The 22,252-nt window shown below is 64.4% G+C and carries 18 protein-coding genes; 2 read left to right on the forward strand and 16 right to left on the reverse strand.

Translation table 11 applies throughout. From position 1 onward, the window contains the following. Positions 1-14 precede the first annotated feature (14 nt). From dnaE to rpsB, 16 genes are all read right to left on the reverse strand, one after another. Positions 15-3,524 (reverse strand): DNA polymerase III subunit alpha, encoded by a 3,510-nt coding sequence (gene dnaE, locus ACGK9R_RS14680; RefSeq protein ID WP_394582556.1) that lies wholly within the window; start codon positions 3,522-3,524, stop codon positions 15-17. A 30-nt stretch (positions 3,525-3,554) separates the two neighbouring features. After that, positions 3,555-4,175, reverse strand: a complete 621-nt coding sequence (gene rnhB, locus ACGK9R_RS14685; protein WP_394582558.1) for a ribonuclease HII — start codon at positions 4,173-4,175, stop codon at positions 3,555-3,557. Next, entirely contained in the window at positions 4,168-5,343 is a 1,176-nt protein-coding gene (lpxB, locus tag ACGK9R_RS14690) for a lipid-A-disaccharide synthase (RefSeq protein ID WP_394582560.1), read from the reverse strand. Before lpxB ends, rnhB begins: the two co-directional genes overlap by 8 nt. 60 nt (positions 5,344-5,403) lie before the next feature. Continuing rightward, positions 5,404-6,171: an acyl-ACP--UDP-N-acetylglucosamine O-acyltransferase gene (lpxA, locus tag ACGK9R_RS14695; RefSeq protein ID WP_394582562.1), complete on the reverse strand. Its 768-nt coding sequence runs from the start codon at positions 6,169-6,171 to the stop codon at positions 5,404-5,406. Then, positions 6,168-6,611, reverse strand: coding sequence for a 3-hydroxyacyl-ACP dehydratase FabZ (gene fabZ / locus ACGK9R_RS14700; RefSeq protein ID WP_394582565.1), 444 nt, complete (start codon positions 6,609-6,611; stop codon positions 6,168-6,170). The genes lpxA and fabZ overlap by 4 nt, the downstream gene beginning before the upstream one ends. A 134-nt stretch (positions 6,612-6,745) precedes the next feature. Next, positions 6,746-7,783 carry a UDP-3-O-(3-hydroxymyristoyl)glucosamine N-acyltransferase gene (gene lpxD, locus ACGK9R_RS14705; RefSeq protein ID WP_394582567.1) on the reverse strand — a complete coding sequence of 346 codons (1,038 nt, stop codon included), beginning with the start codon at positions 7,781-7,783 and terminating at the stop codon, positions 6,746-6,748. Between the two features lie 51 nt (positions 7,784-7,834). Next, the gene (locus ACGK9R_RS14710; RefSeq protein WP_394582569.1) at positions 7,835-8,332 is read right to left on the reverse strand and encodes an OmpH family outer membrane protein; all 498 of its coding nucleotides are present in this window, start codon (positions 8,330-8,332) and stop codon (positions 7,835-7,837) included. A gap of 59 nt (positions 8,333-8,391) precedes the next feature. Next, positions 8,392-10,743: an outer membrane protein assembly factor BamA gene (bamA, locus tag ACGK9R_RS14715; RefSeq protein WP_394582571.1), complete on the reverse strand. Its 2,352-nt coding sequence runs from the start codon at positions 10,741-10,743 to the stop codon at positions 8,392-8,394. Between the two features lie 98 nt (positions 10,744-10,841). Then, entirely contained in the window at positions 10,842-12,200 is a 1,359-nt protein-coding gene (gene rseP / locus ACGK9R_RS14720; RefSeq protein ID WP_394582573.1) for an RIP metalloprotease RseP, read from the reverse strand. 4 nt (positions 12,201-12,204) lie between these two features. Beyond that, positions 12,205-13,425, reverse strand: a complete 1,221-nt coding sequence (ispC, locus tag ACGK9R_RS14725; RefSeq protein ID WP_394582575.1) for a 1-deoxy-D-xylulose-5-phosphate reductoisomerase — start codon at positions 13,423-13,425, stop codon at positions 12,205-12,207. Continuing rightward, a complete protein-coding gene (locus ACGK9R_RS14730; protein ID WP_394582577.1) occupies positions 13,422-14,243 on the reverse strand; it encodes a phosphatidate cytidylyltransferase in 822 nt (273 codons plus the stop codon). Before ACGK9R_RS14730 ends, ispC begins: the two co-directional genes overlap by 4 nt. Further along, positions 14,236-15,021: a polyprenyl diphosphate synthase gene (uppS, locus tag ACGK9R_RS14735; protein WP_394582579.1), complete on the reverse strand. Its 786-nt coding sequence runs from the start codon at positions 15,019-15,021 to the stop codon at positions 14,236-14,238. The genes ACGK9R_RS14730 and uppS overlap by 8 nt, the downstream gene beginning before the upstream one ends. An 80-nt stretch (positions 15,022-15,101) precedes the next feature. Further along, the gene (gene frr, locus ACGK9R_RS14740) at positions 15,102-15,659 is read right to left on the reverse strand and encodes a ribosome recycling factor (RefSeq protein ID WP_394582581.1); all 558 of its coding nucleotides are present in this window, start codon (positions 15,657-15,659) and stop codon (positions 15,102-15,104) included. Positions 15,660-15,663: 4 nt separating this feature from the next. Further along, positions 15,664-16,431, reverse strand: a complete 768-nt coding sequence (gene pyrH / locus ACGK9R_RS14745) for a UMP kinase (RefSeq protein ID WP_394582583.1) — start codon at positions 16,429-16,431, stop codon at positions 15,664-15,666. Between the two features lie 134 nt (positions 16,432-16,565). Continuing rightward, positions 16,566-17,435, reverse strand: a complete 870-nt coding sequence (gene tsf, locus ACGK9R_RS14750; RefSeq protein WP_394582585.1) for a translation elongation factor Ts — start codon at positions 17,433-17,435, stop codon at positions 16,566-16,568. Positions 17,436-17,626: 191 nt separating this feature from the next. Further along, positions 17,627-18,376 (reverse strand): 30S ribosomal protein S2, encoded by a 750-nt coding sequence (gene rpsB, locus ACGK9R_RS14755; RefSeq protein WP_394582587.1) that lies wholly within the window; start codon positions 18,374-18,376, stop codon positions 17,627-17,629. A 354-nt stretch (positions 18,377-18,730) separates the two neighbouring features. Here rpsB and map point away from each other — a divergent pair, with 354 nt between their 5' ends. Beyond that, on the forward strand, positions 18,731-19,519 hold the full coding sequence (map, locus tag ACGK9R_RS14760) for a type I methionyl aminopeptidase (RefSeq protein ID WP_394582590.1): 789 nt from the start codon (positions 18,731-18,733) through the stop codon (positions 19,517-19,519). Then, positions 19,519-22,209, forward strand: a complete 2,691-nt coding sequence (locus tag ACGK9R_RS14765) for a [protein-PII] uridylyltransferase (RefSeq protein WP_394582592.1) — start codon at positions 19,519-19,521, stop codon at positions 22,207-22,209. Before map ends, ACGK9R_RS14765 begins: the two co-directional genes overlap by 1 nt. Positions 22,210-22,252: the final 43 nt, after the last annotated feature.

The raw sequence follows: 22,252 nt of genomic DNA on the forward strand, positions 1-22,252 counted from the left end.
GCGCGCGCCAAGCGTTAGCGGTAGCGTAGCTGGATACCCACCTGGCCCTCGACGTCGCGAAGCGTCTGCAAAAGGTCGTCACTCGGAGTGACGTGCCACGCTTTATCAAGCGCTAGCCACCCGGTGGCGTCACGGTGGCGGTAGTGCAGATGCACCGGCAGCCCGGTTTCGTCGCGGTAGGGGTCGAGGCACGCCTGGAGGCTTTCGATGAGCCGGCCGTTGATGCGCGTGGCGTCCAGCGCTATCTCCACGCCCTGGCCGTACTTGAGCCGGGCCGCCACCATCGGCGTGACCTCCTTGCCGCGAAGCTTGAGCCCACCGGAGAAGTCGTCGCTGGACACGTCGCCTTCGACGATCAGCACCTGCCCGTCGAGGCTCTGGCCCTTGAGCTGATCGAACAGCTCGCCGAAGATCGAGGCCTCGATGCGCCCGGTGCGGTCATCGAGGGTGACGAAGGCCATGGTGTCGCCGCGTTTGGACTTCATGGTGCGCATCGCCACCACCAGACCCGCCACCCGCTGGGGCTCCCAGGAGGGCTTGAGCTCGCTGATGCGCGTGGAGACGAAGCGTTTGAGCTCGCGCTCGTACTCGTCGATCGGGTGGCCGGTAAGGTAGAGCCCCAGCGTATCCTTCTCGCCGGCCAGGCGCTCGCGGTCCGACCACTCTCGAGCAGCGCGGTACTCGGCGTAGACGTCAGATGCTTCCTCCTCCTCGGCCGGGGCGAAGGCGTCGCCGAACATGTCGAGCATGCCCGCGCTCTGGTTGGCGTGGTTCTGCGCCGCCGCCTTGAGCGCGTCCTCCATGGCGGCGAACAGCACCGCCCGGTTGGGGCCGAGATTATCCAGCGCCCCCGATCGAATCAGCGCCTCCAGGGTACGCTTGTTCATGCGTTTGGGGTCGATACGCCGGCAGAAGTCGAACAGATCCGTGAACGCCCCGCCCTCCTCGCGAGCGGCGACGATCGCGCCGATCGGGCCCTCGCCCACGCCGCGGATCGCGCCGAGCCCGTAGACCACCCGGGCGTCGGTATCGACGGTGAACTTGTAGCCGCCGACGTTGACGTCCGGCGGCGTCACGGTGAGCCCCAGGTTGCGGCACTCCTCGATCAAGGGCACTACCTTGTCGAGGTTGTCCATTTCGGTGGACATGACCGCGGCCATGAACGGCCCCGGGTAGTGCGCCTTGAGCCAGGCGGTCTGGTAGGAGACCAGCGCGTAGGCCGCGGAGTGGGACTTGTTGAAACCGTAGCCGGCGAACTTCTCCACCAGATCGAAGATGTTGCCCGCCAGGTCCTTGTCGATGCCGTTGGCCGCACACCCGTCCATGAAGCCGGCGCGCTGTTTGGCCATCTCCTCGGGCTTTTTCTTGCCCATCGCCCGGCGCAGCATGTCCGCCTGACCAAGGCTGTAGCCCGCCATCACCTGGGCGATCTGCATTACCTGCTCCTGGTAGAGGATGATGCCGTAGGTGGGGGAAAGCACCGGTTTCAACAGCTCGTGCTGGTAATCCGGGTGTGGATAAGATACCTCGGCGCGGCCGTGCTTACGGTTGATGAAGTCATCCACCATGCCGGACTGCAAGGGCCCCGGCCGGAAAAGTGCGACCAGGGCGATCATGTCGTCCAGCGAATCCGGCAACAGGCGTTTGATCAGCTCCTTCATGCCGCGGGATTCGAGCTGGAACACCGCCGTGGTCTCGGCGCGCTTGAGCATCTCGAAGGTCTTGCCGTCGTCGAGCGGGATGGCGTCGATGTCAAGCGGCCCCTGGTTTGCGGCGTCGCGCACCTTGTCGACCATCTCCAGCGCCCAGTCGATGATCGTCAGCGTGCGAAGGCCCAAAAAGTCGAACTTCACGAGCCCCGCGTCTTCGATGTCGTTCTTGTCGAACTGGACCACCAGCCCGGAGCCATCCTCCTCGCACAGAAGCGGCGAGAAGTCGGTGAGCTTGGTCGGCGCAATCACCACACCCCCGGCGTGCTTGCCGGTACCGCGCGTGGTGCCCTCGAGCTTGAGCGCCATCTCCCAGATCTCTTCGGCCTCCTCGTCGGTTTCGACGAACTCCTTGAGCGCCGGCTCCTGCTCGATCGCCCTGGCGAGCGTCATGCCGACTTCAAAGGGAATCAGCTTGGAGAGCTTGTCGCCAAGCGAATAGGGCCGCCCCTGGGCGCGGGCGACGTCGCGCACCACGGCCTTCGCCGCCATGGTGCCGAAGGTGACGATCTGGGACACCGCGTTGCGCCCGTAGCGCTCCGCCACGTACTCGATGACCCGGTCGCGCTTCTCCATGCAGAAGTCGACGTCGAAGTCGGGCATCGAGACCCGCTCCGGGTTCAAGAAGCGCTCGAACAGCAGGTCGTAGCCGATCGGGTCGAGATCGGTGATCTTCTGCGCGTAGGCCACGAGCGACCCCGCACCGGAACCACGCCCCGGGCCGACCGGCACGTCGTTGTCCTTGGCCCACTGGATGAAGTCCATCACGATCAGGAAGTAGCCGGGAAAGCCCATCTGGATGATGATGTCGAGCTCGAAGTCGAGCCGCTTTCGGTAGCGCGCGTCGATCTCCCGGTACTCCTCGCTCTCGCGCGGGTAGCGCTCGACCGGAAACAGGAAGTCGAGCCGGTTGGTGAGCCCATCGTGGGAGACCTTTCTGAAAAACTCGTCCTGGGTCAGCCCTTCGGGGATCTCGAACTCCGGCAGAAAGATTTCGCCCAGGCGCACGTCGACGCTGCAGCGCCGGGCGATCATCACGCTGTTCTCGAGCGCCTCGGGAATGTCGGCGAACAGCTCCGCCATCTCTTCCGGGCTCTTGAGGTACTGCTCCTCGGTATAGCGGCGCTCGCGGCGCGGGTCGTCGAGCGCCTTGCCCTCGCCGATCGCCACCCGCGTTTCATGGGCCCAGAAGTCGTCGCGCTCCAGAAAGCGCACGTCGTTGGTCGCTACCACCGGGGTGTCGGTCTCGATAGCGAGTTTGACGCTTGCGTGCACGCAGGCCTCTTCCAGCGAGCGCCCGGTGCGGATGAGCTCGAGATAGAAGCGGTCGGGAAAGGCGCTTTGCCACTCCTCTAAAAGCGCGCGCGCCTCGCGTTCGTGGTCGCTCAGAAGATGGCGGCCGATGTCGCCTTCACGCCCGCCGGAGAGCGCGATCAGCCCTTCGCTTTGCTCGAGCACCCACTGCTTGTCGAGAATCGCCCGGCCTTGGCGCTGGCCGTCGCTCCACCCTTTCGAGATCAGCTCGGTGAGGTTGCGATAGCCGACGTCGTTCATCGCCAGCAGCGTCAGGCGGTAGGGGTGCGCCGCATCAAGAGGATTGGCAAGCCACAGGTCACTGCCGATGATCGGCTTGAGCCCGGCCCCCTGGGCGGCCTTGTAGAACTTCACCAGGCCGAACAGGTTGGTCTCGTCGGTCAGCGCCAACGCCGGCATCTGGCGCTCGGCGGTGGTGCTGACCAGCGACTTCAGTTTCACCAGGCCGTCGACCAGGGAGTATTCGCTGTGCACCCGTAGATGAACGAAGGGAGACGTCATAAGAGGTTCACCACTGAAAAATGAGTGTGCCTACACCAGCGCCTGGAGGCGCTTGACCGGCCCGAAACTTTGTCGGTGCGACTCGAGCGGGCCGTGCTCGGCAAGCGCCGCCAAGTGCTCTCTGGTCGGGTAGCCCTTGTGGCGGGCAAAACCGTAGGCCGGATAACGCGCGTCGAGTTCGACCATCTGCGCGTCGCGGGCTACCTTGGCGAGAATCGACGCCGCCGCGATCGCCGGATGGCGGGCGTCGCCCTTCACCACCGCCTGGCCTGGAAGCCGGTGGCCGGGTAGCCGGTTGCCGTCCACCAGCAGATACTCCGCCTGGGGCGTGAGTCCGTCAATCGCCCGGCGCATGGCCAGGTGCGTGGCGTGAAAGATGTTGAGCGCGTCGACCTCGGCGGGGCTCGCCTCGGCGACGCAGAACGAAAGCGCGTGCTTGCGGATCAGCGCATCGAGCGCCTCGCGCTTTTTGGCGCACAGGGTCTTTGAGTCACCAAGCCCCTCGATGGGCCGCGCCGGGTCGAGAATCACCGCCGCGGCAACGACGCTGCCCACCAGCGGGCCGCGCCCTACTTCATCGACCCCGGCGAGTAGCTCGCCCGTATAGGGAATCACCAGCGGCGGGTAGTCGGCGTGCGTGCGTTTAGCCATTCGGCGTCTCCTCGGGAAGCGCGCGGCCCGCCGCGACTGCTTCGACGGCGAGCGCCGCGCGACGGCTGGCATCGCGCATGAGCGTGGCATGCAGCTCGGCAAAGCGTTGCTCCAGTGCGGCGCGGGCGGGGGCGTCGCCGAGCAGCGCATCGAGTTGCTCGACGATCGCATCAAGCGAGGCTTCGTCCTGGATGAGTTCGCCCACCAGCGCCTCCTGGGCGATCAGATTGGGCAGCGAGATCCAGCGCGTCCTGACCAGCCGTTTGGCGAGCCAGTGGGTCGCCGGCGCCATCCTGTAGGCCACCAGCATCGCCCGGTGGCAGAGCATCGCCTCGAGCGCAGCGGTGCCGGAAGTCAAAAGCACCGCATCGCTTGCCACCATCGCCTCGCGGGCGCGGCCCTGGATCAGCGTCACCCGCTCCTCCAGTGCCGGGTACTCCTCGAGCAGCGCGGCAAGCTCCTGATGACGGGCCGGCGTGGCGGCGGGTATGACGACGCCAAGCGCCGGATAGCGCTGGCAGAGCGTCTCGATGGCGTCGAGAAACGTCGCCCCCATGAAGCGGATTTCGTTGGCCCGCGAGCCCGGCAGCACCGCCAGCAGCGGCGCTTGCTCGTCCAGCGCCAGCGCCCTGCGCGCCGCCAAACGGTCGTTGGCAAGCGGCATTTCGTCGGCCAGCGGATGGCCGACGAAGGCGACGGGCACCCGGTGGCGCTGGTAGAAGTCGGCCTCGAACGGCAGCAGCGTAAGCATGGCGTCCACCGCGCGGGCGATCTTCTTCACCCGCCCCTGGCGCCAGGCCCATACCGAGGGGCTCACGTAGTGGACGGTTCTAATGCCGGCGCGGCGCAGCTTGAGTTCGAGGCCGGTATTGAAGTCCGGGGCGTCGATGCCGATCATCACGTCCGGCTGCCAGTTGAGTGTCTCCTCGAACAGCGTCCGGCGCACGCGAACCAGCTCCGGCAGGTGCTTGAGTACCTCGACCAGCCCCATCACCGAAAGCGTTTCCAGCGGAAAGCGGCTTTCGAGCCCTTCACGCTCCATGCAGGGCCCACCGATGCCGCGAAACTCGACGTTCGGGTGGCGCGCGCGCAGCTCGCGCATCAGACCGGCGCCCAGCAGATCGCCGGAGAGTTCGCCGGCGACGAGAGTGACACGCGCAAGCGTCATGCTCGACATTCCTGTGACGTTGAGAGCCGCGCGGCAAGAAGTCCACGCGGCGGGTTCAGGCTAGCGGACGATGCCGCGGGTGGAGCGCTCGATCGTGTGAGCGAAGTGCTCGACCTCGTCGAGATCGAAGCGGCTTCGCATCTGCTCTACGGCCTGCTCGACGGTCAGCCCCTGGCGATAGACCAGCTTGTAACAGGCGGTGAGTGCGTTGATCGCCTCGCGGCTGAAGCCGCGGCGCTTCAACCCCACCAGGTTGAGCCCGCGCGCTTCGGCGGGGTTACCGTTGATCATCATGTAGGCCGGGGTGTCCTTGGTGATGATCGAGCCGCCGCCGGCCATGGCGTAGTCGCCGAAGTAGCAGAACTGATGCACCGCGGAGAGTCCGCCGAGGATCGCGAAGTCGCCGACGTTGACGTGGCCGGCCAGCGTCACCTGGTTGGCGAGAATGCAGTCGCTGCCGATCACGCAGTCGTGACCGACGTGAACGTAGGCCATGAACAGGTTGCGCGAGCCGATGGTGGTTTCACCGCGATCCTGGACGGTGCCGCGATGCAGCGTCACGCCTTCGCGCACCACGTTGTCGTCACCGAGCACCAGCCGCGTCGGCTCGCCGGCGTACTTCTTGTCCTGGCACTCCTCACCCACGGAGGCGAACTGGAAGATACGCGTGCGCTCGCCCAGCACCGTGGGCCCCTTGAGCACCACGTGGGAGCCGATCACGGAGCCCGCGCCAATCTCGACGTCAGGGCCGATCACCGTGAACGCGCCAACCTCGACATCGTCGGCCAGGCGCGCCTTGGGGTCGACCAGTGCGGTTGGATGTATCAAGTGACCTTCCTCTCGGCACAGATGATTTCCGCCTCGCAGGCAAGTTCGCCATCGACCGTCGCCTTGCAAGCGAATTTCCAGATGCCGCGCTTGCCCTTGATCACGTTGGCCTCCAGGCGCAGCTGGTCGCCGGGCATCACCGGGCGCTTGAAGCGCACGTTGTCGCTGCCGACGAGATAATAGACGTAGCCGTCGGCGGGTAACTTGTTGACCGTCTTGAAGCCCAGAATGCCGCAGGCCTGGGCGAGTGCCTCGATCACCAGCACGCCGGGCATGATCGGGTGGTGAGGAAAGTGGCCGTTGAAAAAGGGCTCGTTGATGCTGACGTTCTTGAACGCGACGATGGTTTCACCCACGGTCAACTGCGTTACTCGATCCACCAGTAGAAACGGATAGCGGTGGGGCAAGTATTCGCGAATCTCGTTAATATCCATAACCATCGTGACGACCTCGAAAAAGACAAAAAACCCGATTGCGTATCGGGCAGATGCCGGCGCGGGGCCGGCAAAAGGTGCGAAATTATACCCTCGCCCTTGGCCCTGGAACCACCGGGGGCGCGGGGATAAATCGCCGCTTACTCGCTGCGGTGATTTTTTTCCAATTTGTTCAAGCGCTTGGCAAGCTCATCGAGCTGTTTGAAACGCACCGCGTTCTTGCGCCATTGGGTGTTGTTCATCGCCCCGGTGCCGGATGAGTACACGCCCGGCTCGTTGATCGAGTTGGTAACGAGACTCATGCCGGTGACCTGAACGCCATCGCAGATGGTGAGGTGCCCGGAAAGCCCCACCCCGCCGCCCAGCATGCAGTGCTTGCCCACTCGGGTGGAGCCGGCGATGCCCACGCATCCCGCCAACGCGCTATGATCGCCGATGATAACGTTGTGAGCGATCTGAACCTGGCTGTCGATCTTGACGTCGCGCCCGATCAGCGTGTCGCCGAGTGCCCCGCGGTCGATGCTCGAGCAACTGCCCACTTCGACGTCGTCGCCGAGCACCACGCCGCCGAGCTGGGCGATCTTGTGCCAGCCGGCGCCGTCGTGGGCAAAGCCGAAGCCGTCGCCGCCGATCACGCAGCCGCTTTGCAGAATCACCCGCTTGCCGATCACGCAGCCGTGGCAGACGGTGACGTTGGCGTGAAGCCGCGAGCCCTCGCCGATCGTGGTATCCGCGCCCACCACGCTACCCGCGCCCACCACCACCCGGTCGCCCAGGGTCACGCCGGACTCGATCACCGCGTGAGCCTGGATCGACACACCTTCACCCAGGATGGCGTCATCGGCGATGACGGCGGTGTCATGGATCCCCGGCGACTCGCGGGCGATCAGCGGGTCGAAGAGCTGGGAGACACGAGCGTAGGCCAGGTAAGGATTTAGCGTTTCGAGTTTCGGCACCGGGCAGTTCTTGCCGTGTTCCGGGTGGAGCAGCACCGCGGCGGCGCGGGTAGTGGCCAGGTCCTTCAGGTAGGCGCGGTTGGCTAGAAAGGCGATCTGGTCGGGCTCGGCTTCCTTGAGCGTGGCCAATCCGCGAATGGGCCGGCTTGCGTCGCCGTCGAAGGCGATCTCCAGGTGGCGAGCGATATCGGCAAGCGTGATGGTGTGAGAAGCGTGCGTCATGGGAGCCCACAAGTGCGCGGGTGCGGGCCGGCCGCACCCTCATCGATTGAGTTAGAGAGAATCGAAGATCTGCGTGACTTCGTTGGTGACGTTGGGCAGATCCGTCGATGAGTGAAGCACGCCCTGAGGCTCGACCAGCACGTCGATGTTACGCCGCGCCAGCACCTGCTCGACCGCCTGCTCGAGCTTGGATTCGGCGCTTTGCAGGAACTGCTGCTCGGAGTTCTGCTGCGCCTGGAGCACTTCGCGGCGCAGCTGCTCGAAGCGGCTGCCCTTCTGCTGCAGCTCGGCAACCAGGCCGTCACGCTGGGCTTGGCCCATGGTGTCACCTTCGTTTTGCAGCCGCTGCTGGAGCTGTTGCAGCTCGTTGCCCAGGCTCTGGGCCTCGCGCTGCTGGCTGCCAATCTGGCCTTCGAGCTGGCTCAAGGAGGCCTGGGCGGACTGAGTGTTCATCAGCGCGGCGCGCCAGTCGAGCACGGCGACTTCGGCGGCGTAAGCGGGAAGCGCTAAAGCCCCCAGAAGACACACGGCTGCCGTCAATTTACGCATGGTAACTCCTCATCGAGAACTGGCCCGCGGCTCGCCGCCGTTGCCGGCGGCAGCGCACATTAGAACGTTTGACCCAGCGAGAACTGGAAGAACTGCGTATCGTCGCCGCTTTCATCGTTGAGCGGCTCGGCGACGCTGAAGGTCAGCGGCCCCACCGGCGTCAGCCAGGAAAGGCCGATACCCGCGCTGTAGCGCAGATCGCCCAGATCCACGCCGGAGCTGCAGCGCTGACGACCGGCGTCCTCGTCGAGCACGGCGTAGCAGGAGTCGAGGAAGGTGTTACCGGCATCGACGAACAGCGAGGTTTGAATCGAGCGCTGATCCTCGACGAAGGGCAGCGGGAAGAGCACCTCGGCGCTACCCTCAACCAGCACGTTACCACCGAGCGTGCGGTCGCGGCCGCCCTCACGCGCAGGTGTCGTGCGCTGACCCAAAGTGTTGGAGGTGTAGCCACGCACCGAGCCAAGGCCACCGGCGTAGAAGTTCTCGTAGAACGGGAAGGGGTCGTTGGTGCCCAGGGTATCGGCGTAGCCGAGGTTACCGGTGAACTTCAGCGCCCAGGTCTCTTCCTCGTTGACCGGGAAGAGCTGCTGAGCGCGAGCGCGCACCTTATAGTACTCGGCGTCGCTGCCCGGTACGCCGGTTTCCAGCGACAGGCGCTGGTAGTTACCGGCGGTAGGCATGATGCCGCGGTTGAGGTTGTTGCGCGTCCAACTGGCGGTGAGCTTGAGGCTCTGCGCATCGTCGCCCTGGTCCTCGACGTAGCGACGGATTTCCGAAGCGGTGTCGAAGTAGGTCTTGACCGTCAGGTCCTCGACGCTGGCGCCGAAGTTGAGCCTGGAAAGCTCGCTGACCGGGTAGCCGAAGTTGATGCCGGCGCCGTAAGCGTCGGTAGAGAACGTCGAAATATCCGAGTCGGCGTAGTCGGTTTCGCGGTAGAAGACGTTGTAGCCGCGCGAAATACCGTCCAGTGTCCAGTAAGGATCGGTGAAGGCGAAGTTGACGCTGGTGAAGGTGTCGCTTCGCTGGGCGCCGACATTGACCCGGTTACCGGTACCGAGGAAGTTGTTCTGGGCAAGCCCCACACCGTAGATGATACCGGCGCTTTGCGAGAAGCCCACGCTCGCCGACACCGAACCCGAGGGCTGCTCTTCGACGTTGTAGGTCACGTCGAGCAGATCCGGCTGGCCGGGCACCGGCTGGGTGTCCACTTCCACTTGGCTGAAAAAGCCAAGCCGCTCGAGGCGCTGGCGCGACTGGGTGATCGACTCGGTGGAGGCGGGAGCGCCCTCCATCTGGGTCATCTCGCGGCGCAGTACCTCGTCCTGGGTGGTGGTGTTGCCCAAAAACTCGATACGCCGCACATAGGCGCGCTGGCCCGCCTCGACGGCAATCACCAGATCGACGGTGTCGCCGCTATTGCTGGGTTCCGGCACGCCGCGCACCTCGGCGAAGGCGAAGCCCTCGGCGCCCAGGCGGCTGCGCAGCGCTTCGGTGGAGGCGTTGACCTGGCCGCGGGAGAAAACGTCGCCGCTCTGGATCTCGAGCAGCTGGCGCGCCTCGTTTTCGCTGATCTGAAGGTCGCCGGCGAAGCGGATGTTGCCCACCCGGTACTGCTCGCCTTCGTCGACGTTCAGGGTGATGTAGATATCGGTCTGGTCCGGGCCGATGGAGACCTGGGTCGAGGTAACGTCGAAGTTGACGTAGCCACGGTCGAGATAGAACGAGCGCAGTCGCTCGATGTCACCGGCCAGCGCCTCGCGGGAGTACTCGTCGTTGGAAAACCAGCCGAAAAAGCGCCCCGGGCGATCCTCGAGTTCGAACACGCTGCGCAGCGTGTCGTCGTCGAAGGCCTCGTTGCCGACGATGTTGATCTGACGGATGGTCGCCACGTCGCCTTCGTTGACGTTGATGTTGACCTGTACGCGGCCCGGGTCGATCTCCTGGACGTCGGTGCGGATGGTCGCGCTGTAGCGCCCCTGGGCCTGGTAGACGCCCTCGAGCTCGCGCTGGATCTCTTCGAGCGTGGAGAGCTGCAGCACCTGGCCTTCCGAAAGCCCGGCCTGGCGCAGGCCGCGGCGCAGGTCGTCGTCGGCGATTTCGCGGTTGCCGGTGATGTTCAGCCGCGCGATGGTCGGGCGTTCGATCACCTGAATGACCAGCACGTCGCCTTCGCGCACCAGCGAGACGTCGTCGAACAGGCCGGTGGCGAACAGGCTGCGCGCCGCCTCGGCCAGTTGCTGCTCGCTGACGCGGTCGTTGGCGCTGACCGGAAAGGCATTGAAGACCGAGGCGGCGGATACCCGCTGCAGTCCTTCCACACGAATGTCGGAAACGTCAAAGGATTGTGCCTGGGCGCCACTGGCCGCCGCCAGCAGGAGTGCCGCCATTCCAAGGGTCTTGATTTTCATGCAGTCAGTTCGCTCGCGTTGGTCTGCCGGTTGTTAAACAGGCACCATATACATTTGTGCAGGCGGATGACAAGGCATCCCACGCGCTACACGCGTCATTACCAAAGGCGCATCAGATCGAAGTAGAGCGCCATGATCATCAGCGTCCCTACCATGGCGAGCCCGATACGCAGCCCCATCGCCTGGGCCTGTTCTGAAACCGGACGGCCGCGCACGATCTCGATGAAATAGTAAAGCAAGTGGCCGCCGTCGAGCACGGGGATGGGCAGCAGGTTCAGCACCCCAAGGCTGATGGAAAGGTACGCCAAAAAGCCAACGAACGCTTCCATGCCCGCCCGGGCGGAGTCGCCGGAAATCTGCGCGATGGTGATCGGCCCGGAGAGATTCGACGGCGAAATGAGCCCCACCAACATCTTGCGGATCGCATCGACGGTCAAAACGATCATTTCACCGGTGCGCGAAAACGCCTGCCCGATCGCCTCGATGGGCCCATAGCGAATCTCGCGCGTGAGCGCCTCGGGCCAATCGATCTGCTCCACCCCTGCGCCAATGTACCCAACCTCGGCGCCGTTCTCCAGTGGTTTGCTCGCCGGGGTCAAGGCAAGCGTCGAAGTAGCGCCGCCTCGCTCGAAGCGCACGTTCAGAGGCTCACCGGCGCTGTCGCGAATCACGCCGACGAACGCCATCCAGTCCTCGACCGGGGTGTCGTTCACCGCCAGTATTCGATCGCCGGGCAAGAGCCCTGCCTCGGCGGCGGCTTCGCCGTCGACCACCTGGCCCAGCACCGCGGGCACCGCCGGGCGCCAGGGCGTAATGCCCAGACTCGCCAGCGGTTGCGGTGGGTCCTGGCGGGCGAGATAACTCTGCACAGCCAGCGCGTAGTCGCGCGCCGGGCTCGCCTCGCTTTCGCGTGCCTGGAACGTGAGCTCGCCGCTGTAGCCGATCAGCGAAACGAGCTTCAAGTTGATTTCCTCCCAGGAGCGCATGGGGTCACCCTGGATGGCGGTGATCTCGGCGCCTTCGGGTAGATTCGCTTCATACGCCGGCGAGTCCTGGGCGACGTTACCCACCAGCGGCGTGACGGTGGTGGTACCGGCAACGAACAGCGCCCAGTAGGCGACTATCGCCAGCAGGAAGTTGGCGATCGGGCCGGCGGCAACGATGGCGATACGCGCCCACACGCTTTTACGGTTGAAGGCTTGATTCAGCTGATCCTCGGGCACCGGCGCTTCACGCTCGTCGAGCATCTTGACGTAGCCGCCCAGTGGAATGGCGGCCACGGCGAACTCGGTGCCGTGACGGTCGGTTTTTGACCAGAACGGCTTGCCAAAGCCCACCGAGAAGCGCAGCACCTTCACGCCGCAGCGCCGTGCCACCCAGAAGTGGCCGAACTCGTGAAAGGTGACCAGAAGCCCCAGTACGACGATGACCGCCAGAATGTTCTGTACAAGCCCCACAGCCCTACTCCTCTGCCGACGTTAGGTCCGCACCGTATTGACTCTCGAGCAGCCCCCGGGCCTGCGCCCTCGCCCAGCGGTCAGCGGCCAGTATCTCTTCGACGGTGTCCGCGCGGTGCGACTGCGCCATGCCCATCACCCCTGCCACCAGCTCGGCGATGGCGCCAAAGGAAAGCTCGCCGCCCAGAAACGCTTCCACCGCCACTTCGTTGGCGGCGTTGAGTATCGCCGGGGCGATGCCGCCCTGGCGCATCGCCTCGCGCGCAAGCGCCAGGCAGGGAAAGCGCGCCTCGTCCGGCGCCTCGAAATCGAGCCGCGCGATCTGAAAAAGATCCAACGCTTCGACGCCTGAGTCGATCCGTTCGGGCCAGGCCAGGCCGTAAGCGATCGGCGTGCGCATGTCCGGGTTACCGAGCTGGGCGATCACCGAGCCATCGCTGTAGGCGGCCATCGAGTGGATCACGCTCTGCGGGTGCACCACCACCTGAATCTGATCCGGGGTGGTATCAAAGAGCCAGCACGCCTCGATCAACTCGAGGCCCTTGTTCATCAGCGTGGCGCTGTCCACGGAGATCTTGCGCCCCATCGACCAGTTGGGGTGGGCGCAGGCCTGCTCTGGCGTGGCGGCGGCGATGTCCGGGGCGCGCCACTGGCGAAACGGCCCGCCGGAAGCGGTCAACAGCAGCTTTCGCACCCCGTGACGGTCGAGCCCGCCGCGATGCTCGGCAGGCAGGCACTGGTAGATGGCGTTGTGTTCGGAGTCGATCGGCAACAGCGTGGCGCCCGAGCGTTCGACGGCGTCCATGAACAGCGCCCCGCTCATCACCAGCGCTTCCTTGTTGGCCAGCAGAATGCGCTTACCCGCCTCGGCAGCGGCCAATGAAGGCAGAAGCCCCGCCGCGCCGACGATCGCCGCCATCACGGTATCGACTTGCGCATCGCGGGCTACGGCACACAGCGCCTCGACGCCGAAGGCCACTCGGGTGGGCAGGCCCGCGCGCGAAAGCTCGGCTTCGAGCCATTCGGCGTCCTCGGCGGCGTCGAGCACCGCGATCTCGGGTCGGTGAGTCAGGCACTGCTCGAACAATGCCTCTTTCGACGTGTGGGCGGTGAGCGCGTAGGCGCGGTAGCGCTCGGGGTGGCGGGCGATCACATCGAGCGTGCTTTTACCGATCGAGCCGGTCGCGCCGAGCACGGTGACGTTTTGCGGTGAATTGAGACTCATAGCGCGGCGACCTGCACGCTCAGCACTTCGGAATAGAGCAGCGCGAACAGCGGAATCGCCGCGGTGAGGCTGTCGACGCGGTCGAGCACGCCGCCGTGACCGGGCAGCAGGTTGCTCGAGTCCTTGATGTCGCGAAAGCGCTTGAGCATGCTTTCAAACAGATCACCCAGCACCGAGACGAAGGTGATCAGCGCCGTCATCGCGACCAGGATCACGCCGCCGGTCACGCCCATCGGCTGCCAAAGGGCAAACCCCAGCGCCAGCAAGAAGGTAGCCACCAGCGCCCCATAAACGCCCTCCCAGGTCTTGCCCGGGCTTACGCGCGGGGCGAGCTTGCGTTTGCCAAAGCGCCGCCCGGCGAAGTAGGCGCCGATATCAGCACTCCACACCAGAAGCAGTACGAACAGAAGCCAGATCCCGCCGCTTTCCCGCAGCACGTTGAAGCCCACCCAGCAGGTCAGCAGTACCCAGAGGCCAGTGGCCAGGCGCCCGGCGCGGCTTTGCCACTGCTGGCGCTTTTCCGGGTAGTTCGCCACCCAGTAGAAGTTGACCGCCCAGCCGATCGCCGCGAGCCACAGCGGCCAGCTGGCGTAGGCGAAGCCGCCGGCCCAGAGTGCGGCCATGAACAGCGCCGTAAGCGCAGTGAGCTTCAGGCGCTCTGCCCGGCGGGTGACGCCGGCCAGATTGGTCCACTCCCAGGCGCCGAGCAGCACGATCAGCGCGGTGAACAGCGCAAAGGCGCCGCCTTGTAGTCCAAACAGGCCGATCAGCGTCAGGGGAGCCAACCAGGCTGCGGTGATGATCCGCTGTCTAAGCACCTTGCGCCTCTATTTGTTCGTCCGTCATGCCAAAGCGCCGGCGCCGCGAGCAGAACTCGTTCAAGGCGCCGTCGAACGCCTGGGCGCCGAAGTCCGGCCAGTAAAGCGGTGAGAAGTAGAGCTCGGCGTAGGCCAGCTGCCAGAGCAGAAAGTTGGAGAGCCGCTGCTCGCCGCTGGTGCGAATGCAAAGATCCACCGGCGGCACCTCGGCAGTATTCATCGCCTGGTCGAGCCGCGTCTCATCGATCTCCTTCGGGTCGAGCGCCCCCGCCGCCACCTGCTCGGCGAGCGCTCGACTGGCGCGAGCGATGTCCCAGTGGCCGCCGTAGTTGGCGGCGATCACCAGGTGCATGCCGGTATTGTCGGCGGTGAGCGCCTCGGCGCGCTGAATGTGCTTCTGGATGGCGTGGGAAAAGCCCTGCTGCTCGCCGATCACCGAGAGGCGAATGTTGCGCTCGTGAAGCTTCTTGACCTCGCGCTTGAGCGCCATCAAAAAGAGCTCCATCAGCGCGTTGACCTCGGCGGCCGGGCGCTTCCAGTTCTCGCTGGAGAAGGCGAACAGGCTTAGTGTCTTCACACCGCGCTCGGCGGCTCGCTGAATCACCGCGCGCACCGCCTCGACGCCGGCCCGATGGCCGCGCACTCCGGAGAGCCCGCGGGCGCGCGCCCAGCGGTTGTTGCCGTCCATGATGATGGCCACGTGCAGGGGAGAAGACTCCCCGGTGCCGGCGGGCGAGGCATCGTGCGGCGCCCGGGTCGGAAACTGCGGCGACGTCATGGGGTATTGCACCAACGTTCAATCATAAATAGGCCACACCGTCGCCCGGGAAGCGCCCCGGGCGTAATGGAAGACGAGACTTACACCTGCAGCAGATCCTGCTCTTTGGCCGCCAGCGCCTTGTCGATCTCGGCGATGTACTTGTCGGTGAGTTTCTGGATCTCGTCTTCGCCCTGGCGCTGATCGTCCTCGGTGATCTCCTTGTCCTTCAACAGCGACTTGAAATCGCCGTTGGCGTCGCGGCGCACGTTGCGAATCGCCACCCGCGCGCTCTCGGCTTCAGCGCGCGCCTGCTTGATGTAGGTCTTGCGCGTCTCTTCGGTGAGCATCGGCATCGGCACGCGAATCACGTTACCGGCGCTGGCCGGGTTCAGACCCAGATCCGAGGTCATGATCGCTTTTTCGATCTTCGGCACCATGGGCTGCTCCCAGGGGGTGACGGTGAGCGTGCGCGCGTCTTCGACGTTGACCGAGGCAACCTGATTGAGCGGCACCTGGCCGCCGTAGTACTCCACGGTCACCGCATCCAGGATGCTCGGGTGCGCCCGCCCGGTACGGATCTTGTTGAAGTTGGTGTGCACCGCGTCGACGCTTTTCTTCATGCGCGTTTCGGCATCTTTCTTGATGTCGTTAATCACGTGTTTATCCTCTGTCTATCAGCGTGCCTTCCTTGCCCCCTACGACGAGGTTGAGCAAGGCGCCAGGCTTGTTCATATCGAATACGCGTACCGGCATGTCATGGTCCCGTACCAGGCAGATAGCGGTCAAATCCATGACGCCGAGTTTCTGGTCCAGCGCGTCGTCGTAGCTGAGCTGGTCGTACTTGACCGCATCCGGGTATTTGACCGGATCCTTATTGTACACGCCGTCCACCTTGGTGGCTTTAATCACCACGTCCACGTCGACTTCGATGCCGCGCAGGCACGCCGCGGAGTCGGTGGTGAAGAACGGGTTGCCGGTGCCGGCGGAGAACAGCACGACATCGCCGGAGGTGAGATAGCGGATCGCCGTACGGCGGTCGTAGTGCTCGACCACGCCGCTCATGGGAATCGCTGACATCACGCGCGAGCGAATGTTGGAGCGCTCGAGCGCATCGCGCATCGCCAGCGCGTTCATCACCGTTGCCAGCATTCCCATGTGATCGCCGGTGACCCGATCCATGCCCGCTTCGTTGAGCGCGGCGCCGCGAAACAGGTTGCCGCCCCCAATCACGATACCCACCTGCACGCCGATCCCGACGAGCTGACCGATCTCCAGCGCCATGCGATCCAGCACCGCCGGATCGATACCGAAATCATGGGAGCCCATCAGCGCCTCGCCGGAGAGCTTGAGCAGTATCCGCTTGTACTTGGACTTCGATTTATCCATCTTGGCGGCGGCGGGGCTTGCGTCCTGAACATCACGTGACATGGCAACTCTCCTGGATTGCGGCAAGGTAGGGAGTAGCCGACCCAAAAAGCAAGCGCCGTGCGCCGTTTCCATGGGCCGGATACACGATGGCGTGCGCTTGCGCGCACGCCATCGACAAACTGGAACCTCTGACCTTAGCGACGGCCAGCCTGTTCCATTACCTCTTTAGCGAAGTCGACTTCTTCCTTCTCGATGCCTTCACCCACTTCAAAGCGTGTGAAGCCAACGACTTCGCCGCCGGCGGCCTTGACGAACTCGGCAACCGACTGGTTGGGGTCCTTGACGAAGGGCTGCTCGGTCAGGCTATTCTCGGCCAGGTACTTCTTGAGACGACCCTGAACCATCTTCTCGGCGATCTGCTCGGGCTTGCCGGCCATGTCCGGCTGGGCCAGGATGATCGCCTTCTCTTCGTCGAGCTGCTCTTGCGGCATGTCTTCCGGGTGGGCAACGCTCGGGTTGATCGCCGCCACGTGCATTGCGACATCCTTGGCCGCTTCCGTGGTGCCGCCCTTGAGTACGGTCAAAACGCCAATACGGCCGCCGTGGACGTACTCGCCGACCAGACCGCCTTCGGCCGCCTCGACCACCACCGCGCGACGCACGCCGATGTTCTCGCCGATCTTCTGAACCAGCTGCTCACGATCGCTTTCGATCTCGCCTTCGGTGACCTTGGCCACGTCGTCGCTCTTCGCCGCAAAGAAGGCGTCCGCCACCTTGCTTGCGAAGTTGATGAAGTTGTCGTCACGGGCGACGAAGTCGGTCTCGGAGTTGATCTCGACCATCACTCCGTAGCTTCCATCCTCGGCCACGCGCGTGACCACGGCACCTTCGGCGGCGGTACGACCGGCCTTCTTGGCCGCCTTGAGACCCGAGCTCTTGCGCAGGTTCTCGATCGCCACGTCGATGTTGCCGTCGGCTTCGGTGAGCGCCTTCTTGCACTCCATCATGCCAAGGCCGGTACGTTCGCGCAGTTCTTTAACCTGAGAGGCGCTGATAGCTGCCATGAGAATTCACCTCTGAAAGGAGACTTGAGAGTTAAACGCGCTATACGCTAACAGGACCAGATGACCCTTTTGTATCGCAGCGCGGCGCCGGCATCAAACCCGGCGTGAATCGACCCGCCAAGCGGGAAAAAAGGGGGCCAGGGCCCCCTTAACGCGATGCGGCTTTACTGCCCGCCGCATCCGCCAGCGCCTTACTCGGCGGCGGCGTCGGTTTCGGCGGACGCCGGCTCGTCGGTGACTTCGACGAACTCATCCGGACGACCTTCCTTGGCGCGGCCACACGCGTCGGCGATCGCCTTCACGTAGATCTGGATCGCGCGGATGGAGTCGTCGTTACCCGGAATGACGTAGTCCACGCCATCGGGGTTGGAGTTGGTGTCGACCACGCCAATGACCGGGATGCCCAGCTTGTTGGCTTCGTTGATCGCGATACGCTCGTGGTCAACGTCGATCACGAACAGCGCGTCCGGCAGGCCGCCCATGTTCTTGATACCGCCGATGGAGCGCTCGAGTTTTTCCTGCTCGCGCGTGGCCATCAGGACTTCTTTCTTGGTCAACTTCGCGAAGGTGCCGTCTTCGTGCATCGTCTCAAGCTCGCGCAGACGCTTGATGGACTGACGAATGGTCTTGAAGTTGGTCAGCATGCCGCCGAGCCAGCGGTGGTTGACGAACGGCTGGTTGACGCGGTTGGCTTCTTCTTTGATGATCTTGCCAGCGCTGCGCTTGGTGCCAACGAACAGAATCTTGTTGTTGGACGACGCCATCTTCTCGACCACGTCGATCGCTTCGTTCAGCGCCGGCAGGGTGTGCTCGAGGTTGATGATGTGGATCTTGTTGCGCGCGCCGAAGATGTACTTGCCCATCTTCGGGTTCCAGTATTTGGTCTGGTGACCGAAGTGAGCGCCTGCTTTGAGCAGATCACGCATGTTGACGTGAGCCATGGTAGAACTCCTGAAACTCGGGTTAGGCCTCCACGCACCCCATGGATCCGACCGGTAGACTCAGCGCCATCAAGGCGCCTTGCGAGGCTAGCGGCACCCGGGACCATGTGCCGGTGCATGTGTGTTTTCAAGGCTTGCTATATATCGCCGCGCGACGTTTTTTTCGCGCGGCGCTCTCGGTTCGCTCGCCGGCCACCGCCGCCGGCCGCGCCGAAAAGGCGATTGCGGGATGGCGATTGCAGGAAAGCGCGCGGCTTTATACCATATATGATTGTCAAGATGAAGCCGCACCCGCTGGTTTGCGCCTTTTCACCCGGCGCCAGCGGTCGTCCCAATACGCCAAATCGAGAAGTCATGAACGTACCCATCAAGACAGCGGAAGAAATCGAGAAAATGCGCGAAGCCGGCCGCCAGGCGGCCAGCGTTCTGGAGATGATCACGCCCTTCGTCGTGGCCGGCGTTTCCACCGGCGAAATCGACAAGCGCTGTCACGACTACATCGTCGACGAGTTGGGCTCCGTACCGGCGACGCTGAACTACCACGGCTACACCCACTCCTCCTGCACCTCGATCAACCACGTGGTGTGTCACGGCTTTCCGGACTTCGACAAGAAGCTCAAGAATGGCGACATCATGAACCTGGACATCACGGTGAAAACGCCGGACGGCTATCACGGCGACTCCAGCGTCATGTTCGTCGTCGGCGAGACTATCCAGGGCGAGCGCCTTTGCCGCGTGACCCAGGAGTGCCTTTACAAGAGCATTGCCGAGGTCAAGCCCGGCGTTCACCTCTCAGCGCTTGCCCGCGTGATCCAGAAGCACGCCGAGAGCCACGGCTACTCGGTGGTACGCGATTTTTGCGGTCATGGCATCGGCGCGGACTTCCACGAAGACCCGCAGTTTCTCCACTACGACGGCTACGCCCCCTCCGCCGACATCGCGCTTGCGCCGGGCATGTGCTTCACCATCGAGCCGATGATCAACGTCGGCGGTTACAAAACCAAAGTGCTGCGCGACGGCTGGACCGCGGTGACCAAGGACAAGAGCCTCTCCGCCCAGTGGGAGCACACGCTGCTGGTCACCGACACCGGCGTCGAGGTGCTGACCGCGCGCAGCGACGAAGACTTCAGCTTCCTCAACTGATGCTCCTCCACCACCACCGGTTCGAACCGGACACCACGCTTTTCGATCTCGAGGCGTTTCGCGCCGAGCTTTCGGGCTCGCGCTCCCCCATTGCCCCGTTCAAGGCCGCGCTCAAGGAGATCCAGGCGCGCCTCGACGAGCGCTTTCGCGCCGGCACCGACATTCGCGACCTGGTGCGCGGGCGCGCCTGGTATCTCGACCAGCTGCTGGCGATCGCCTGGGCGCGCATCGAGTGGCCGGACGACGGTATCGCGCTGATCGCCGTGGGCGGCTACGGGCGCGGCGAGCTGCACCCGCACTCGGATGTCGACCTGCTGCTACTTCTGGAGCGCGACGACGATAGCGCCTACCGTGAGCCGCTGACTGCCTTCATCACCTTTTTGTGGGATATAGGACTCGAGATCGGCCACAGCGTGCGCTCGCTCGACGACTGCGAGCGCGAGGCTGCCGATGACGTCACGGTGATCACGAATTTGCTCGAATCGCGTCTGATCAGCGGCCCCGAGCACCTTCGCGAGGCGATGCGCGCAAGGCTCTCACCCGACAACATCTGGCCGGCGGATCGCTTCTTCGAGGCCAAATGGCAAGAGCAGATCACCCGTCACTACCGCTACAACAACTCCGAGTATCACCTGGAACCGAACATCAAGAGCTCGCCGGGCGGGCTTCGCGACATTCAGATGATCGGCTGGGTGGCCAAGCGCCACTTCGACACCGAGCAGTACGTCGACATCGTCGCCCGCGGCTTCATGAACGACGCCGAGCTTAGAATCCTGAGCCAGGGTCAGGCCTTCTTGTGGCAGGTGCGCTACGCGCTGCACATGCTCACGGGCCGCGCCGAGGATCGGCTTTTGTTCGATCATCAGCGCACCATCGCCGAGCTGTTCGGGTTCAAGGACACGCCGGAGCGCCTCGCCGTCGAGCAGTTCATGAAGCGCTACTACCGCCACGTCACGGCGCTGGCCGGGCTCAACGACATGCTGCTGCAACACTTCGACGAGGTGATTCTGCGCGGGCGCGAAAAGCTCGAAACGGTGACCCTCAACGAGCGCTTCGAAACCCGGGGCGGCTATATCCAGGCGCGCTCGCGCACGCTTTTTCGCGACCACCCGGAGGCGATGCTCGAGCTCTTTCTGATGATGGCCCGCCACCCGGAAATCGAGGGCGTGCGCGCCGACACCATCCGGCTGATTCGCGATCACCGCCACCTGATCGACGACCACTACCGTGAAGACCCGCGCCACCGGCGGCTGTTCATGGCGATCATCCGCGCGCCGGGTAACGTGCCGCGCCAGCTGCGGCGGATGAACCGCTACGGCATTCTGGGCAAGTACCTGCCGGAGTTCGGCCGCGCGGTAGGCCTGATGCAGCACGACCTGTTTCATATCTATACCGTCGACGCCCACACCCTGCGCCTTTTGAAATTTCTGCACGGCTTTCGCAAACCCGAGGCCAAAGCGGACTTCCCGGTGGCGGCCACCCTCATCCACCAGCTGCCCAAGCTCGAGCTTTTGTGGATCGCGGGGCTCTTTCACGATATCGGCAAGGGGCGCGGCGGCGATCACTCCGAGATCGGCGCGCTCGACGTCGAGCAGTTCTGCCGGCGCCACCACGTCTCGAGTCACGACACGAGCCTGGTGCGCTGGCTGGTCGAGCACCACCTGGTGATGTCGATGACCGCGCAAAAGCGCGACATCAGCGACCCGGACGTGATCCGCGACTTCGCCTTCACGGTGCGCGACGAAACCCGGCTCGATTATCTTTACGTGCTCACCGTGGCGGACATCAACGCCACCAACCCCACGCTCTGGAACGGCTGGCGCGCCTCGCTCTTACGCCAGCTCCATGCCGAAACCAAGCGCGCGCTGCGCCGTGGGCTCAAAAATCCGCCGGACCGCGACGACTGGGTGCGCGAGACGCGCCTCGAGGCGCGCTCGCTTCTAATGAGCGTGGGCGTGGATAGCGCGCGCATCGACACGCTCTGGGAATCCCTGGGCGAGGACTACTTTTTGCAGTACGCGCCGAGCGAAATCGTCTGGCAGACCCAGGGCATTCTGGCTCACCAGAACTCTGCCCACCAGGACCCGACGCTTCCGCTGGTGCTGATCAGCGCGCCCACCGAAGACATGGCGGAAGGCGGCACCAAGGTGTTCATCCACACCCGCTCGGTGGACGATCTGTTCGCCGCCACCGCCGCGGCGATGGAGCAGCTGGGGCTCTCGATTCACGACGCGCGCATCGCCACCTCGCACCACGACTGGACGCTCAACACCTTCATCGTGCTCGACAGCCACGGCCAGCCGATTCGCGACCCGGCCCGCATCGAGGAGATGCGCAGCCACCTGGTCGAGGAGCTCGACGACCCGGACGACTACCCCCAGATCGTCACCCGCCACACGCCGCGCCAGCTCAAGCACTTCAAGGTGCCGACCGAGGTACTGATCGAGCAGGACCCGGCCAACGAGCGCACCCTGCTCGAACTCACCGCACCGGACCGCCCAGGGCTTCTGGCCCGGGTCGGACGCATCTTCATGGAGCAGGACATCGCCCTTTCCACGGCGAAGATCGCCACCCTCGGCGAGCGGGTCGAGGACGTCTTTTTCATCACCACCAAGGCCGGCGAACCGCTCACCGACCCAACGCGCCAGCAGCGGCTGCGCGAACGGCTGATCGAGGTGCTCAGCGTTTGAGCCGCCGCACCTGGGCGGCCATGCCGGCGGCGGATTTGAGGTG

It is taken from the genome of Halomonas sp. HNIBRBA4712, assembly GCF_043558675.1.
In the GTDB taxonomy this organism is placed as follows: Bacteria; Pseudomonadota; Gammaproteobacteria; order Pseudomonadales; family Halomonadaceae; genus Vreelandella.

Excerpts from the sequence above, each read along its gene's own strand:
- dnaE (WP_394582556.1), bottom strand. The coding sequence starts at position 3,524 with ATGACGTCTCCCTTCGTTCATCTACGGGTGCACAGCGAATACTCCCTG.
- rnhB (WP_394582558.1), bottom strand. The coding sequence starts at position 4,175 with ATGGCTAAACGCACGCACGCCGACTACCCGCCGCTGGTGATTCCCTAT.
- lpxB (WP_394582560.1), bottom strand. The coding sequence starts at position 5,343 with ATGACGCTTGCGCGTGTCACTCTCGTCGCCGGCGAACTCTCCGGCGAT.
- fabZ (WP_394582565.1), bottom strand. The coding sequence starts at position 6,611 with ATGGTTATGGATATTAACGAGATTCGCGAATACTTGCCCCACCGCTAT.
- lpxD (WP_394582567.1), bottom strand. The coding sequence starts at position 7,783 with ATGACGCACGCTTCTCACACCATCACGCTTGCCGATATCGCTCGCCAC.
- ACGK9R_RS14710 (WP_394582569.1), bottom strand. The coding sequence starts at position 8,332 with ATGCGTAAATTGACGGCAGCCGTGTGTCTTCTGGGGGCTTTAGCGCTT.
- bamA (WP_394582571.1), bottom strand. The coding sequence starts at position 10,743 with ATGAAAATCAAGACCCTTGGAATGGCGGCACTCCTGCTGGCGGCGGCC.
- ispC (WP_394582575.1), bottom strand. The coding sequence starts at position 13,425 with ATGAGTCTCAATTCACCGCAAAACGTCACCGTGCTCGGCGCGACCGGC.
- uppS (WP_394582579.1), bottom strand. The coding sequence starts at position 15,021 with ATGACGTCGCCGCAGTTTCCGACCCGGGCGCCGCACGATGCCTCGCCC.
- pyrH (WP_394582583.1), bottom strand. The coding sequence starts at position 16,431 with ATGTCACGTGATGTTCAGGACGCAAGCCCCGCCGCCGCCAAGATGGAT.
- tsf (WP_394582585.1), bottom strand. The coding sequence starts at position 17,435 with ATGGCAGCTATCAGCGCCTCTCAGGTTAAAGAACTGCGCGAACGTACC.
- rpsB (WP_394582587.1), bottom strand. The coding sequence starts at position 18,376 with ATGGCTCACGTCAACATGCGTGATCTGCTCAAAGCAGGCGCTCACTTC.
- map (WP_394582590.1), top strand. The coding sequence starts at position 18,731 with ATGAACGTACCCATCAAGACAGCGGAAGAAATCGAGAAAATGCGCGAA.
- ACGK9R_RS14765 (WP_394582592.1), top strand. The coding sequence starts at position 19,519 with ATGCTCCTCCACCACCACCGGTTCGAACCGGACACCACGCTTTTCGAT.